Genomic DNA, 12,993 nt, shown 5'->3' with positions numbered 1-12,993 from the left:
AGATGGCCGAGCGTATTGCCCGTCACCGGTCGGACCGCGCCGGTAAGGGCTGGGCCACCCACGAGGCGCCGCTTGATCTGGCACAGGCCGTGCAGGCGGCGGCAGGGCTTGTGCTGGTCGACTGCATTACCGTCTGGCTTGGCAATCTGATGCACCACCAGCGCGAGATCGCGCCGGCGGGCGATGAACTCTGCGCAGCGCTCGCGGCCTGCACGGCGCCGGTGATCCTTGTCTCCAACGAGGTTGGCATGTCGATCGTGCCAGACAACGCCATGGCGCGCCGCTTCCGTGACGAGCAGGGCCGTCTCAATCAGCGGCTTGCCGCCGTGGCCGACGAGGTGTTCCTGGTGGCGGCCGGGCTTGCCTTGAAGCTCAAAGGATGAGCCAAAGCAGTGCGAGTGCTGCAAACAGCAGCCACATCGCTCTTGAAAACAGCGCAAGTCCGCGCTTGATGTCGCTGCGGTCCATCTCGCTGCGGCCCTCGCCCATATAGGGCAGGTGGAGAACCTCACCGTCGTAGCTGCGCGGACCGCCGAAACGCAGTCCCAGCGCGGCCGCCATGGCGGCCTCCGGCCAGCCCGCGTTTGGCGACTGATGATGCGGCGCGTCACGGCGCATGACGGCGATCACCTGGCGGGCAGTGCCGGGCTGGCAGGCGGCGAACAACAGCCCCGTCAGGCGCGAGGCGGGCAGGTTGACGAGATCATCGAGCCGCGCTGCGGCCCAGCCGAACTGAAGGTATTTTTCCGACCTGTGGCCGATCATCGAGTCAGCCGTGCTGATCGCCTTGTAGACGACGATGCCGGGCAGGCCGAGCAGCGCATACCAGATGACCGGCGCCACGATGCCGTCCGAGCTGTTCTCCGCAAGGCTCTCCAGCGCCGCCTTGGCAATGCCGGATTCGTCGAGTTGCGCGGGGTCGCGCCCGACGATGCGGCCAACCGCCGTGCGCGCCTCCGCCAGCGAGCGGCCGAGCGCGTCGTAGACGGCCATGACATGCTTGCGCATCGATGTCTGGGCAATCAGTGTGGTGGCCAGCAAAGCCTCCGCCAGCCAGCCCCACGACCAGGCCGACAAAAGATGTGCCAGCAGCACGGCGGGCACGAAGCTCGCCGCGACCAGGATTGCCAGCGCGGCAACCCCGCGCAGCCGGCCTTCGAGCTTCGAAACGCCCGGCAGGTTGAGCGTGCGGTCCAGGGCATCGATCAGGCTGCCCATCCATACCACCGGGTGGCGCAGGCGCTCGTACAGGGCGTCGGGATAGCCCGCAAGGCGTTCGATGAGCAGAGCCGCCGCGGCGCGGCCGAATTCCATGACAGGCCAGTCCATCACAGCACCTTCGCGAGCGTCAGGATACGGTCGAGGTCGAGGTGGGTTTCCATGTGCTGCGCCAGTTGGTCGAGGGTGGCATCGATGGTGTGATCATACCGCACGGTGCTCGCTGCAATGCCAAGGCTCTGCAGAAACCGGGAGCGGAACCGGTCGCTGGCGAAACAGCCATGCAGATAGCTGCCGATGATCTGTCCGGATCTGCTGGTGGCGCCATCCGTCGCCTGGCCGAGCCTTGCAAACGGCCGGGCGCAGTCGGGTCCCGCGGTCTGACCGAGGTGGATCTCATAGCCCGAAATCGGCAGGCCGCTCGCGGCGTGTACGCCACTCACACGGGTCAGGGTCTTGTCGGCCATCAGGGTGGTTTCGACGGCCAGCAGCCCCAGACCGTCGACGCTGCCCGCGGTCCCTTCGAGCCCGTGCGGGTCATGGATCTTCTGGCCGAGCATCTGGTAGCCGCCGCACAGGCCCAGCACCATGCCGCCGCGTCGCACGTGGGCCATCAGGTCGATATCCCAGCCTTCGGCGCGCAGGGCGGCCAGATCCGCCATGGTCGATTTCGAACCGGGGATGATGACAAGCCGGCTGGCAGCGGGAATGGGCTCGCCGGGTTGTACGAAAACGACACGCACACCGGGCTCGAGGCGCAGCGGGTCGAGATCGTCGAAATTGGCAATCCTTGGTAATCTCAAAACAGAAATAACAACGCCATCAGAGTGGGTTGAAGCCAAATCCTCTAGTGTTACTGCATCTTCGGCCGGGAGCAGCCTTGCGGCCGCAAACTGAGGCACGATGCCCACGCACGGCGTGGCCGTTTCGCGCTCGAGAAAGGCCCGTCCCTCAGAAAAGAGATCAGGATCACCGTGAAACTTATTGATCAGGAACGCTTTCAGCCGAGCACGATCCTCAGGCGGCAGGATTGCGAATGTGCCGGCGATGGAGGCGATGACGCCGCCGCGGTGGATATCGCCGATGAGAAGCGCCGGGAGGTCGGCTGCCGCCGCAAAGCCCATGTTGGCAAGGTCGCCCGCGCGCAGGTTGATCTCGCCCGGGCTGCCGGCGCCTTCGATCAGGACGACGTCGGCCTCTGCGGCCACGGTTCGGAAACTCTCGAGGATGGCGGACATCCATTGCTGCCGGGTTCGGAAATAGTCGCGCGCCGCCATCGATCCCTGGCGCTGCCCCTGCACGATCACCTGTGCGCCGGTGGTGGTCTCGGGCTTGAGCAGCACCGGGTTCATGTGGACGCTGGCGTCCACCCGGGCGGCGCGGGCCTGCAGCGCCTGGGCCCGGCCGATCTCGCCGCCGTCGGCGGTCACCGCGGCATTGTTCGACATGTTCTGCGGCTTGAATGGGCTCACGCGCATGCCGCGATTGCAAAGGGCGCGGGCAACCCCGGCAACGATGAGCGATTTGCCCACGTCCGACCCCGTCCCCATGAACATGATGGCGCGCGTCATGGCGCCTCGCAGATCACATGCGCATAGGAACCCATCACCCGGCCGCGCCGCAGGCCCATGGCGGGCAGGGCGGCGCCTGCCGCATCATGAGCCGCGAACAGCGGGTCGGCTTCGCCCTGTGCGAGCAGGCTTGAATAGTGGAACTCGTGCGCACGCAGCTCATCCGACCACGGAGCATCGCTCAGTGGCGTGAGGCGGCGGTAGCCCAGATGCAGCTTGCGGCTGGCGAAGCTGGTGGCGAGCGGCAGCAGCCCTGCCAAGGCGTGGGTGACGCCTTCGGCATCGGTCAGCCCCTCGCCCAGCACCATGTAGCCGCCGCATTCGCCATAGACGAGGCCCGAATGGGCGCGCAGCCCCGCAAGCCAGTGGCTGGCCGCAGCCAGCCGCCCGGCATGCAGCTCCGGATAGCCGCCGGGCAGGAACACCGCATCGGCGTGCGGATCTGGCGGCTGGTCGGCCAGTGGTGAGAAGAACGAGAGCGCCGCGCCCGCCTTCCGCCATCCCTCCAGCACATGCGGATAGGCAAAGCTGAAGGCGTCGTCTGCTGCGATGGCAATGCTCTGGCCGAGCGGCTTCAGCAGCGGTCGGCTGATGCCGGTGGTGGCCGGCAGGTTCGGGGCGGTTGCGAGGTCAAGCAGCCGGTTCAGCAGGTCGGGATGGCTGACGCGCCGCGCCGCATCGCGCACGAACTGCTCGAGAGCGGGGTTTTCCTGCGCTTGCACGAGGCCGAGATGGCGCGAAGGCCAGTTCAGCGCCTGGTCATTGCGCAGGCAGGCAATCACCTGATGTGGCAGTGCCTCGCGCAGCAGGTGCTCGTGGCGCTCGCTTGCGACCCGGTTGAGGATCACCCCCGCGAGCCTGGTGTCGGGCCGGAAACTGTCGAAGCCATGGACCAGCGCCGCCGCCGATTGCGCCTGATGGCGGCAATCGAGTGTCAGCAGCACGGGCAGGCCGAGCAGGGCTGCCACATCGGCCGTCGAACCCCTGGCGCCGCGCGGCCCGTCGAACAGGCCCATCACGCCCTCGATGATCAGGAGATCGGCCTCGCGTGACACCTCGCGCAGAATTGCGGAGATCTGGTCAGGCGACATCGCCCATCCATCGAGGTTGAAGCAGGTTCTGCCGGAAGCGGCCTCGTGGAAGCGCGGGTCGATGTGGTCAGGCCCCAGCTTGACTGCAGCAACCCGCACACCGCTGTCGCGGAAGGCGCGCAACAGGCCGAGAGTCAGCAGCGTCTTGCCGCTTCCCGATGCGGGCGCCGCGATGACGAGAGCCTTGCACGGGGCGCTCATGTGGCGGCGCAGAGCTCATGCAGCCGGCAAGGACGGCCGGAAGATCCGTTACCCAATCGGGTTCTCCCGCATCGGTCCCTTGTACCAGTCGAGCAGGCCGCGCCAGTCGGCGGCACGGCCAACGACGATGATGGCGGGTGTGGGTGGGTCGTGGGCCGTGATGAAGGCTCCGGCTTCCGCCAGCGTTGTCTGTGCGGCCTGCTGGTGGGGCATCGATGCATTCGACACGATGGTGACCGGGTCATCGCCGCCGCGACCGCCTGCCATCAGGGCTGTGGCAATCTCGCCCATGTGCTTGAGGGCCATGTACATCACGATCACCGGCGAGGCCATCGCGATCGCCCCCCAGTTGACGTTGGCGGGCATCGAGCCTGTTGCATCATGGCCGGTGAGAAAGATCACGGAATGATTGGTGTCACGGTGGGTTGCGGGCATCCCGGCATAGGCCAGGCCGCCAATGCCCGATGTGATCCCGGGCACGATGCGGAAGGGTATGCCGGCGAGGGCCAGGTGCTGGCATTCCTCGCCGCCGCGGCCAAACATGAAGGGATCTCCGCCCTTGAGCCGCAACACGCGCTTGCCCGCCTGCGCGAGTTCGATCAGCCGGTGCGTGATGTCGCGCTGGGTGGGCGAGGGCTTGCCGCCGCGCTTGCCCGCATATTCGAGTTCGGCGCCGATCTTCACCCAGCGCAGGATGTCCGGGTTCACCAGCGCATCGTAAACGACCACGTCGCAGGTCTGCAGCGCATGGTAGCACAGCAGCGACATCAGGCCCGGCGCGCCGGGCCCGGCGCCCACCAGCCAGACCCAGCCGGGTTCGAAGGCCGGAAAACCTTCGGAATCAAGTCGCGCAAAGCCGGTTGGGCGCTCGCCTGCGCTCAGCCATTCGCCGATCCTTTTCGTTGGTCCAAGTGCCATGGCCGCCTTATACAGTGGGCCGATGCGAAGTGAGAAGCCCGAAGGCGAGTTAAGACGAGGCTGGACAACCGGCGCATGCGCAACCGCGGCAGTGAAGGCGGCGTTTGCGGCATTGCGGACCGGGCAGTTTCCGGACCCGGTCACGATCCGCCTTCCCAAGGGGGAAACCCCGTCATTTGCCCTGGCCATGACCGAGGCTGGCGTCGGCTGGGCGCGTGTGGGAATCATCAAGGATGCGGGAGATGATCCCGATGTCACCCATGGCTGCATGGTGGTGGCCACCCTGCGCGAGGGTAGCTCGGGCATTCGCTTCATCGCCGGTCCCGGGGTCGGAACCGTCACGCGCGCCGGCCTGCCCGTGCCGCCGGGCGAGCCTGCCATCAACCCGGTGCCGCGCCAGATGATGCGCGAGGTGGTGGAGGAGATGGGCGGCCGCGATGTCGAGATCGAGATTTCCATTCCGGGCGGTGCCGAGATCGCCGCCAAGACCTGGAACCCGCGGCTCGGCATCGTCGGTGGCCTGTCCATCCTTGGCACCACCGGCATCGTCAATCCGTTTTCCTGCGCGGCGTGGATATCCTCCATTCATCGTGGCATCGACGTGGCTCGCGCCATGGGGCTCGGCCATGTTGCAGGATCGACCGGCTCGACCTCCGAGGATGCCATCCGCGCACATTATCGGCTGCCGCTTGAGGCCATGCTTGACATGGGCGACTTCGCGGGCGGCCTGCTCAAATATCTGCGCAGCCATCCGGTGCCGCGCGTCACGATCGGGGGTGGTTTTGCCAAGATCTGCAAGCTGGGGCAGGGCGCTCTGGACCTGCACTCTGGCCGCTCGCAGCTCGATCTCGCCTGGCTCGCCGCGCTGTGCCCCGCCGTGCCGCCCGACAGGGTGCTGGCGGCCAATACCGCTCTTGAAGTCCTCGAGATGGCGCGCGAAACGGATCTGGCGGCCCGCGTCGCGGCGGCGGCGCTGAAGACCGTGCAGGCCGTGCTTTCCGGTGCGCCGGTTGCGGCCGACGTGATCATCGTGTCGCGTGATGGCGCGATCATCGCCCATGCCGGCTAGCCCGGTTCTCATTCTTGGCGGCACGCGTGATGCCCGCGAGATCGCCCGTATCCTTGTCGGGCGCGGCCATGATGTGGTGACCTCGCTGGCCGGCGTCACCTCCAGCCCCGAGCGTCCTGCGGGCCGCCTGCGGACTGGTGGCTTCGGCGGTGTCGAGGGTCTCAGGTCCTATCTCGAGTCTTGGCACGTCTCGCTCGTCATCGATGCCACCCATCCCTTTGCCGCACAGATCTCGCGGCATGCGCATGCAGCCTGTGTCGCCCTCGGCGTGCCGCTGCTGCGGCTCGACCGGCCGGCCTGGCAGCGCCAGGCGGGTGACCTCTGGATCGAGGTCGGTTCGGCGGCAGAGGCGGCTGCGGCTCTGCCCGCAGGAGCGCGCTGCCTTCTTGCCATCGGCCGCAAGGAGCTCGCTCCCTTCTTCAGGCGCAACGACATTTCGGGCGTCGCCCGGATGATCGAGGCTCCGGCGGATGATCCTCCAGCCGGTTGGATCGTGCTGCGCGAGCGTCCGCCCTTCAGCGTGCAATCCGAGATGCAACTGATGCGGGGTCACCAGATCACCCATCTGGTCAGCAAGAATGCCGGTGGAGCCCTCGGCCGGGAGAAACTGGACGCAGCCCGGATGACGCAGAGTCCGGTCATCATGATGACCCGCCCTGAAAAACCCGAAGCGCCAGGGGCAGATACCGTCGCGGCTCTCGTCGCCGCCGTCGGACGGCAGCTTTCTCCTTGACCTGACACCCGTTTTCCGATTGTTTTGGGTCATGAAGCGGCGCTGCGGCGAATCCGCTCCGGATGCCATGAGACAAAGGATGTCGTGATGAAAACCAGGCTCGCTTCCCTCCTGCTCGGTGCGCTGCTGGGCACGGCCGCCACGGGCGCGGCAACCGCCGGCACGCTGGAAGAGGTACGCCAGAGGGGCGTGCTCACCTGCGGCGTCAGCAAGGGGTTGATGGGCTTCTCCATGCCGGATGCTCAGAACAACTGGACGGGCATGGACGTCGACTTCTGCCGTGCTGTGGCTGCTGCCGTGCTGGGCGATCCGCGGAAGGTCGAGTTCGTGCCGCTTACCGCCAAGGAACGCTTCACGGCGCTGCAGTCGGGCGACATCGACGTTCTGTCACGCAACACCACCTGGACCATGAGCCGCGACACGTCGAGCGGTCTGAAGTTCGCAGGTATCATGTATTACGATGGGCAGGGCTTCATCGTGAACACGGCGCGCACGCCGAAGGTAGCGTCCGTCAACGATATGAGCGGGCTCACCGTCTGCACCCAGACCGGCACCACCATGGAGCTCAACATCGCGGATTTCTTCCGTTCTCACAAGATGGACTACAAGCTCCTGGCCTTCGACAAGAACGACGAGGTGATCGCGGCCTATGAGGACGGCCGCTGCGACGCCTATTCGACAGACCAGTCCGGCCTCTACGCGCTGCGCCTTGAGATGAAGGCGCCCGATGACAACCGCGTTCTGCCCGAGATCATTTCCAAGGAGCCGCTGGGTCCCGTGGTGCGCCAGGGCGACGATGCCTGGTTCAACATCGTGAAGTGGACCTATTTCGCGCTGGTCAATGCCGAGGAACTTGGCATCACCTCGAAGAACGTCGAGGAAATGAAGTCGACCTCCGCCGACCCTGAGGTGCAGCGCCTGCTGGGCGTGCCTGGTCCTGACGGCTCCTCGGCTGGCTTTGGCATCGGCCTCGGGCTTGAAGAGAACTGGGCTGAGAATGCCATCAAGGCGGTCGGCAATTACGGCGAGATCTTCGAGCGCAACGTGGGTGAGGGCTCGCCCCTCAAGATTGCCCGCGGCAAGAATGCGCTGTGGATGGATGGCGGCCTGCAATACACTCCACCGGTGCGCTGAGTCCGCCTGGCGGACTCAGGCGCCTGTTGCCACCGGTGCAGCGGGGCTTGCGCCCCACTCGGCCCATGAACCGTCGTAGAGTGCGTGTTCCCTCGCTCCCAGCAGGGTGAGGGCCAGCGTCAGGATTGCTGCCGTCACGCCGGAGCCGCAGGTGGTGATCACCGGCCTTGATACATCGATGCCCGCGGAGCCAAAGATGGCCGCCAGTTCGGAAGGCGGCTTGATCGTGCCATCGCCGTTGAGCAGGCTGGCATAGTGCACGTTGCGTGCCCCCGGCATGTGTCCCGGGCGCACACCCGGGCGTGGCTCGGGTTCCTCGCCGCGAAAGCGGCTGCCGGACCGCGCATCGGCGACCTGCGCCCCGCCGGAGGCAAGGGCCGCTGCCACCTCGTCCAGGTCACGCACCATCAGGGTGCGAAAGCGCGGCGTGAAATGGCGTTCCTGCGGCTTGATGGCGGGGCCATCTGCCAGCGGACGGTTTTCAGCGATCCATTTGCGCAGGCCACCGTCGAGCACGGCAACGTCCTGGTGGCCGAACACCTTGAACATCCACCAGCAGCGCGCTGCCGAAAACAGGCCTGCCGAGTCATAGGCAATCACGCGCTTGCCATCGCCCACGCCCAGCTTCCGCATGCGCGAGGCGAATTTTTCGGGCGAGGGCAGCATGTGCGGCAGCGGCGAGGTGGTGTCCGACACGTCGTCGATGTCGAAGAACTGAGCCCCCGGAATGTGGCGTTCGAGAAACTCCGCCTTCGCGTCACGCCCGGCAGTCGGCAGATGCCAGGAGGCATCGAGAATGGCGATGTCCGGCGAGGCGAGATGCGCGGCCAGCCATTCCGTGGAAACCAGATCGCCGCTCATTGAAACACCACCCTGATGCGCCGGTTGATCTTGCCCTTGTTCTCGATCCTGGCCACCGTCACGGGTCCGATCGCTGCGGTCGAGGCCAGATGCGTGCCGCCGCAGGGCTGCAGATCCACATTGCCGTCGTGCCCGATCATGACCAGCCGCACCCGGCCTGTGCCCGTCGGTGGTTTCACCGACATGGTGCGGATCAGGTGCTGGTTGGCGGCCATTTCCTCGTCCGTGATCCAGCGGAAGCTCACCGGGTGATCCTCGCTGACCAACCGGTTCAGCGTGGTGGTGAGCGTCACCTTGTCGGGGATCTGGCCTTCGGGAATGTCGAAGTCGATGCGCCCGCCATCCTCGTTGATGGCCCCGCCGGTGACCGGAAACGGCACCGATGCGCACAGCAGATGCATCAGCGTGTGGGCGCGCATGTTGCGGTGACGGTTGTCCCAGTCGAGTTCGGCGGTCACCGCGGTACCCACCGGTGGTACGGCCTGTCCCTCGGCGGGCACATGCACCACGTCCTTGGCCTCGTCATAGACGGTGGTGGCGATGGCCACCTCGCCACCTGCCCAGCGGATCAGGCCCCTGTCACCGGGCTGGCCACCGGCGGTTGCATAGAACACCGTGCGGTCGAGCAGGATGCCGCCGCGATCGTTGACGCCGGTGACAGTTGCCGTGCAGTGCCTCAGGAAGGCGTCATCGCGGAACAGCAGGTCCGTGCTCACGCCGGCACCGCTTCGCTGACGTCGGGAACCTGCGGCACCTTTTCGAGCCAGGCCGGAACCGGCAGGTTCTTCTCGCGCAGGAAGGCCGGGTTGAACAGCTTCGAGGCATAGCGCGTGCCATAGTCGCAGAGAATGGTCACGATCGTGTGGCCGGGGCCCATCTCCCTGGCGAGCCGCATGGCGCCTGCCACGTTCACGCCGGTCGAGCCACCCATGCACAGGCCCTCATGTTCGAGAAGATCGAAGGCAATGGGAATGGCCTCGGCATCGGGGATCTGGAAGGCGTCGTCCACGATGGCGCCCTCGAGATTGGCGGTGATCCGGCCCTGGCCGATGCCTTCGGTGATCGACGATCCCTCGGCCTTGAGTTCCCCGTGCTTGTACCAGTTGTAGAGGGCTGCCCCCATTGGATCGGCCAGCGCGATCCTGACCCTCGGGTTTCTTGCCTTGAGGCCCATCGAGACCCCGGCCAGCGTGCCGCCGGAGCCCACCGCGGCGGCGAAGCCATCGACCTTGCCATCGGTCTGCGCCCAGATTTCGGGAGCCGTGGTCTCGATATGGGCCTTGCGATTGGCCACATTGTCGAACTGGTTGGCCCACACCGCGCCCATCGCCTTTGCGAGGCGGCCTGAATACTTCACGTAATTGTTCGGATTCTTGTAGGGAACCGCGGGCACCTCGACAAGTTCGGCGCCCAGCTGGCGCAGCGCGTCCTTCTTTTCCTGCGACTGCGTGTTGGGGATGACAATCACGCTGCGCAGGCCCAGCGCATTGGCAACCACCGTGAGGCCGATGCCGGTGTTGCCCGCCGTTCCCTCCACGATCGTGCCGCCGGGCTTCAGCTCGCCCCGCGCCATGGCATCACGGATGATGAACAGCGCCGCGCGATCCTTCACCGACTGGCCGGGGTTCATGAATTCGGCCTTGCCCAGGATGGTGCAGCCGGTGAGTTCCGAGGCCTTGCGCAGCTTGATGAGCGGCGTGTTGCCGATGGCGGCGATGACGTCTTGCTTGATATCCATGCGATTAGACATGCCCCATGGGGGAGGGCTCCGTCAAATGCCGAGGCATGAAAAAGCGCCGGACCCCCGTCCGGCGCTCTGTGTTGGTGAGAGGCCTGCTCAGTAGCAGGGCGGATAGGGGTAATAGCCGCAGGCCGGCGGCGGATAGTAGGCCGGCGGCGGGGCATAGACGGGCGGCGCGTAGACCGGTGCACCATAGACCGGATCGCCATACCAGCCGTGGTGGCCATGCACCACGACGCCATCGGGCAACACCGCCCACGAGTCGATGAACAGCGCGGCAGGCCCCTTGACGCCGGCGAGGTCGCCTTCGAGAACCTTGGCGTCGAAGGTCAGGTTGCCGTTCTCGAGCTTCGGGTTGGAGATGACGACCACGGCATCGGCAACTCCGCCCTGTTCACCACCCAGCACCGAGATGGTGGCATTCGGCGGGTCCTTGGCGAAGCTGTCCTTGCCATCGCCCCAGCGCGACAGGAACATTTCCATCGTTTCATGTCCGGCAGCCCGCACCGGGCGGTCGGCAAAGACGATGATGTTGTTGCTGACGCCGGTCAGCGTGAGCTTGCCGTCGGCAAGCGTGGCCCCGTCCGAGTTGACCACGCCGAGCGAGGGCACCGGGGCCTGGTTCACCGGCTTGCCGATCGTCTTGGCAAGTGGCACATGCGGGTTGACCGGCTCGGCAGCCTGTGCCGCAGCGGCGGCCAGAACCACACCTGCGGTCAGCATGGCCGCGCGGGCCAGGAACTTCAGCTTCATCGATGATCTCCTCTGAACGGGACAGTGCCCGCGGTTCGTGCCTGTCCGGCGGGGCTGCCTGTCTCGACGCGGAGGGCAGGCCGGGCCGCCGGGCCTGAGGCGGTTGGCTCCCCGACCTGGACTCGAACCAGGGACCATTCGATTAACAGTCGAATGCTCTACCAACTGAGCTATCGGGGAATTGGCCGCGCTATAGCAGAGCCCGCCGGTCCGGAAAAGCGTTTTCTCCAGGCTGCGCCCACCCCATATATATCAGTCTCATCGGGAGTTCACACCAGCATGGCGAAGATCAACCTTCTGGGCCGCAGTCTTCATTTGCCGCGCCATCCGGCCCTGCGCATGGCGCTGGGCGGGGGCATGGTGGCGGGTGGTGTCCTCGGCTTTCTGCCGGTGCTGGGTTTCTGGATGGTGCCGGTTGGGTTGGCGATACTGGCGGTGGACCTGCCACCGGTGCGCCGTGCCCAGCGCCGCGGCGTGGTTGCCCTGGGCGGCTGGCTGCACCGCCGCTTTCCTGCCCAGGCTGCACGATTCGGCTACGGACCGCGCCGCGCCACCCGCGACGCAGCCGATCACTCGACGTAGCGCTCCTTGAGCAGCCACTTGCCGTTCTGCCTTACGATCACATCCCGGTAGATGATTGAATTCTGAACCACGGGAACCGGATCGGTGTTCTTTCGCCATGTGACGAAGGCATAGGTCCTTGCTTCGGCGCTATCGGGCGTCAGTTTGCCGAACACGGTGTTGGTCATGAAGTGGTGCGACGAGACATCGGCGAGCACGGTGCTCATGCGCTTTTCGCAGAAGGCGCGAATCTGTTCCGTTCCCTCGGCCCGCCTTGCCGTTGCAGCGAGGCTTGCACTCCCGGACAGGTCGAACACGCCATCGGCCGTGAACAGCTGCGCCCAGGCAGCGCAGTCCTTGCCGTCCCACTCATAGGCATAGGCGTAGATCACGTCCTGCAGAATCTCCGCCCTGCGGGCAAGATCCCCCGTACCGTCTGACTGGGCAGATGCCGTGCTCGCGAAAAGTGCGAGTACGGCAGAACCAAGAGCACGGGTTTTTGTTCTCATGTGATCTGACTCCATTTGGCAAGCATAGCCTTAGTTAGCCGAGCCCGGCAAAGAGTAAAACTGGTTTTTTGATGGTGACTTGCAGCCGCCGCGATTGTCTTCAGGCGACCAAGGCTCAACAGCTTGCTTGTGTATCGAGCCAGGAGAGCGAAACTGCACAGCCGTCGCCTGTTGGATCGGGGTCGTTCCTTCGAAATTCTTTTTACTCGGCCTGTGGCGGCCGATGATTTCAAAACAGGAGTTGCTGCTGCACCAGTATTGCTGATCCGTTGAGCTAAAGAGGTTGGAGAAGGTTCACGCAGGGCGTTCGCAAGAGCAGTCCGCTGGAGCATCGACAAAACGACTTGACAGTAGTAATGAGATCTATACAAAAGTTATTTTAATAGTAAAAATGAGTAATGCCCCTCATGATGATGCGTATTTGTGGGGTCTGTTCGTCAGATGTCGGTGCGATCGTCTTGCGGGGATTTGCGGAGGCCTCGAAAATAGTTGGTGTCTGGTGGACGCAGTCGAGGACGGCCAGAGGAAGAGGATGTTGTTTGCGGCGTGAATGAGTTGTGCCGGTGCTCAATTCGGGTAGGAACTTTGGAAAGTCGTATCGCTTGACCTGCGCTGTCCTTGCTCATGGTTCAA

Annotated in this window: 14 protein-coding genes and 1 tRNA gene; 5 read left to right on the top strand and 10 right to left on the bottom strand. The window is 65.3% G+C overall.

What is annotated here, in order from left to right:
- Positions 1–383: bifunctional adenosylcobinamide kinase/adenosylcobinamide-phosphate guanylyltransferase (locus tag ACILRN_RS11400; RefSeq protein ID WP_395688393.1), on the top strand; the 383-nt coding region annotated here is incomplete at its 5' end.
- Here the strand turns inward: ACILRN_RS11400 and cbiB are convergent.
- From cbiB to cobA, 4 genes are read right to left on the bottom strand one after another with little or no spacing between them, the layout of a single operon-like run.
- Positions 373–1,314, bottom strand: coding sequence for an adenosylcobinamide-phosphate synthase CbiB (cbiB, locus tag ACILRN_RS11395; protein WP_395688395.1), 942 nt, complete (start codon positions 1,312–1,314; stop codon positions 373–375). The genes ACILRN_RS11400 and cbiB overlap by 11 nt on opposite strands.
- Before the next feature lie 14 nt (positions 1,315–1,328).
- Positions 1,329–2,789 (bottom strand): cobyric acid synthase, encoded by a 1,461-nt coding sequence (locus ACILRN_RS11390; RefSeq protein WP_395688391.1) that lies wholly within the window; start codon positions 2,787–2,789, stop codon positions 1,329–1,331.
- Positions 2,786–4,081, bottom strand: coding sequence for a cobyrinate a,c-diamide synthase (locus tag ACILRN_RS11385; protein WP_395688389.1), 1,296 nt, complete (start codon positions 4,079–4,081; stop codon positions 2,786–2,788). The genes ACILRN_RS11390 and ACILRN_RS11385 overlap by 4 nt, the downstream gene beginning before the upstream one ends.
- A 48-nt stretch (positions 4,082–4,129) precedes the next feature.
- Positions 4,130–4,999 carry a uroporphyrinogen-III C-methyltransferase gene (cobA, locus tag ACILRN_RS11380; protein WP_395688388.1) on the bottom strand — a complete coding sequence of 290 codons (870 nt, stop codon included), beginning with the start codon at positions 4,997–4,999 and terminating at the stop codon, positions 4,130–4,132.
- Between the two features lie 22 nt (positions 5,000–5,021).
- Between cobA and ACILRN_RS11375 the strand changes: the two genes are divergently transcribed.
- The 3 genes from ACILRN_RS11375 to ACILRN_RS11365 all read left to right on the top strand — a co-directional run bounded on the left by ACILRN_RS11375 (position 5,022) and on the right by ACILRN_RS11365 (position 7,935).
- A complete protein-coding gene (locus ACILRN_RS11375; RefSeq protein WP_395688386.1) occupies positions 5,022–6,068 on the top strand; it encodes a cobalt-precorrin-5B (C(1))-methyltransferase in 1,047 nt (348 codons plus the stop codon).
- Positions 6,058–6,801 carry a cobalt-precorrin-6A reductase gene (locus ACILRN_RS11370; RefSeq protein WP_395688384.1) on the top strand — a complete coding sequence of 248 codons (744 nt, stop codon included), beginning with the start codon at positions 6,058–6,060 and terminating at the stop codon, positions 6,799–6,801. The genes ACILRN_RS11375 and ACILRN_RS11370 overlap by 11 nt, the downstream gene beginning before the upstream one ends.
- Positions 6,802–6,888: 87 nt before the next feature.
- Complete coding sequence (locus tag ACILRN_RS11365) at positions 6,889–7,935, top strand: amino acid ABC transporter substrate-binding protein (RefSeq protein WP_395688383.1); 1,047 nt, start codon at positions 6,889–6,891, stop codon at positions 7,933–7,935.
- Positions 7,936–7,950: 15 nt separating this feature from the next.
- On the opposite strand, the gene sseA is transcribed toward ACILRN_RS11365, so the two are convergent.
- The 5 genes from sseA to ACILRN_RS11340 form a co-directional block, all read right to left on the bottom strand.
- Positions 7,951–8,796 (bottom strand): 3-mercaptopyruvate sulfurtransferase, encoded by an 846-nt coding sequence (sseA, locus tag ACILRN_RS11360; protein WP_395688381.1) that lies wholly within the window; start codon positions 8,794–8,796, stop codon positions 7,951–7,953.
- Positions 8,793–9,512, bottom strand: a complete 720-nt coding sequence (locus tag ACILRN_RS11355; RefSeq protein WP_395688379.1) for an alanyl-tRNA editing protein — start codon at positions 9,510–9,512, stop codon at positions 8,793–8,795. Before ACILRN_RS11355 ends, sseA begins: the two co-directional genes overlap by 4 nt.
- Positions 9,509–10,534, bottom strand: a complete 1,026-nt coding sequence (locus ACILRN_RS11350; protein ID WP_395688377.1) for a cysteine synthase A — start codon at positions 10,532–10,534, stop codon at positions 9,509–9,511. Before ACILRN_RS11350 ends, ACILRN_RS11355 begins: the two co-directional genes overlap by 4 nt.
- Positions 10,535–10,633: 99 nt before the next feature.
- Positions 10,634–11,290, bottom strand: coding sequence for a hypothetical protein (locus ACILRN_RS11345; RefSeq protein ID WP_395688375.1), 657 nt, complete (start codon positions 11,288–11,290; stop codon positions 10,634–10,636).
- Between the two features lie 104 nt (positions 11,291–11,394).
- Positions 11,395–11,470 (bottom strand) — tRNA-Asn (locus tag ACILRN_RS11340).
- Between the two features lie 99 nt (positions 11,471–11,569).
- Here ACILRN_RS11340 and ACILRN_RS11335 point away from each other — a divergent pair.
- Positions 11,570–11,872: a hypothetical protein gene (locus ACILRN_RS11335; protein ID WP_395688373.1), complete on the top strand. Its 303-nt coding sequence runs from the start codon at positions 11,570–11,572 to the stop codon at positions 11,870–11,872.
- Here ACILRN_RS11335 and ACILRN_RS11330 read toward each other — a convergent pair.
- Positions 11,860–12,360, bottom strand: a complete 501-nt coding sequence (locus ACILRN_RS11330) for a nuclear transport factor 2 family protein (RefSeq protein ID WP_395688371.1) — start codon at positions 12,358–12,360, stop codon at positions 11,860–11,862. The two genes, ACILRN_RS11335 and ACILRN_RS11330, sit on opposite strands and share 13 nt — an antisense overlap.
- Between the last annotated feature and the right edge of the window lie 633 nt (positions 12,361–12,993).

Origin of the sequence: Aestuariivirga sp. (assembly GCF_044238155.1) — a bacterium.
In the GTDB taxonomy this organism is placed as follows: Bacteria; Pseudomonadota; Alphaproteobacteria; order Rhizobiales; family Aestuariivirgaceae; genus Aestuariivirga.
The sequence above is the reverse complement of the archived record's forward strand: the minus strand, read 5'-3'. Positions and strand labels throughout refer to the sequence as shown.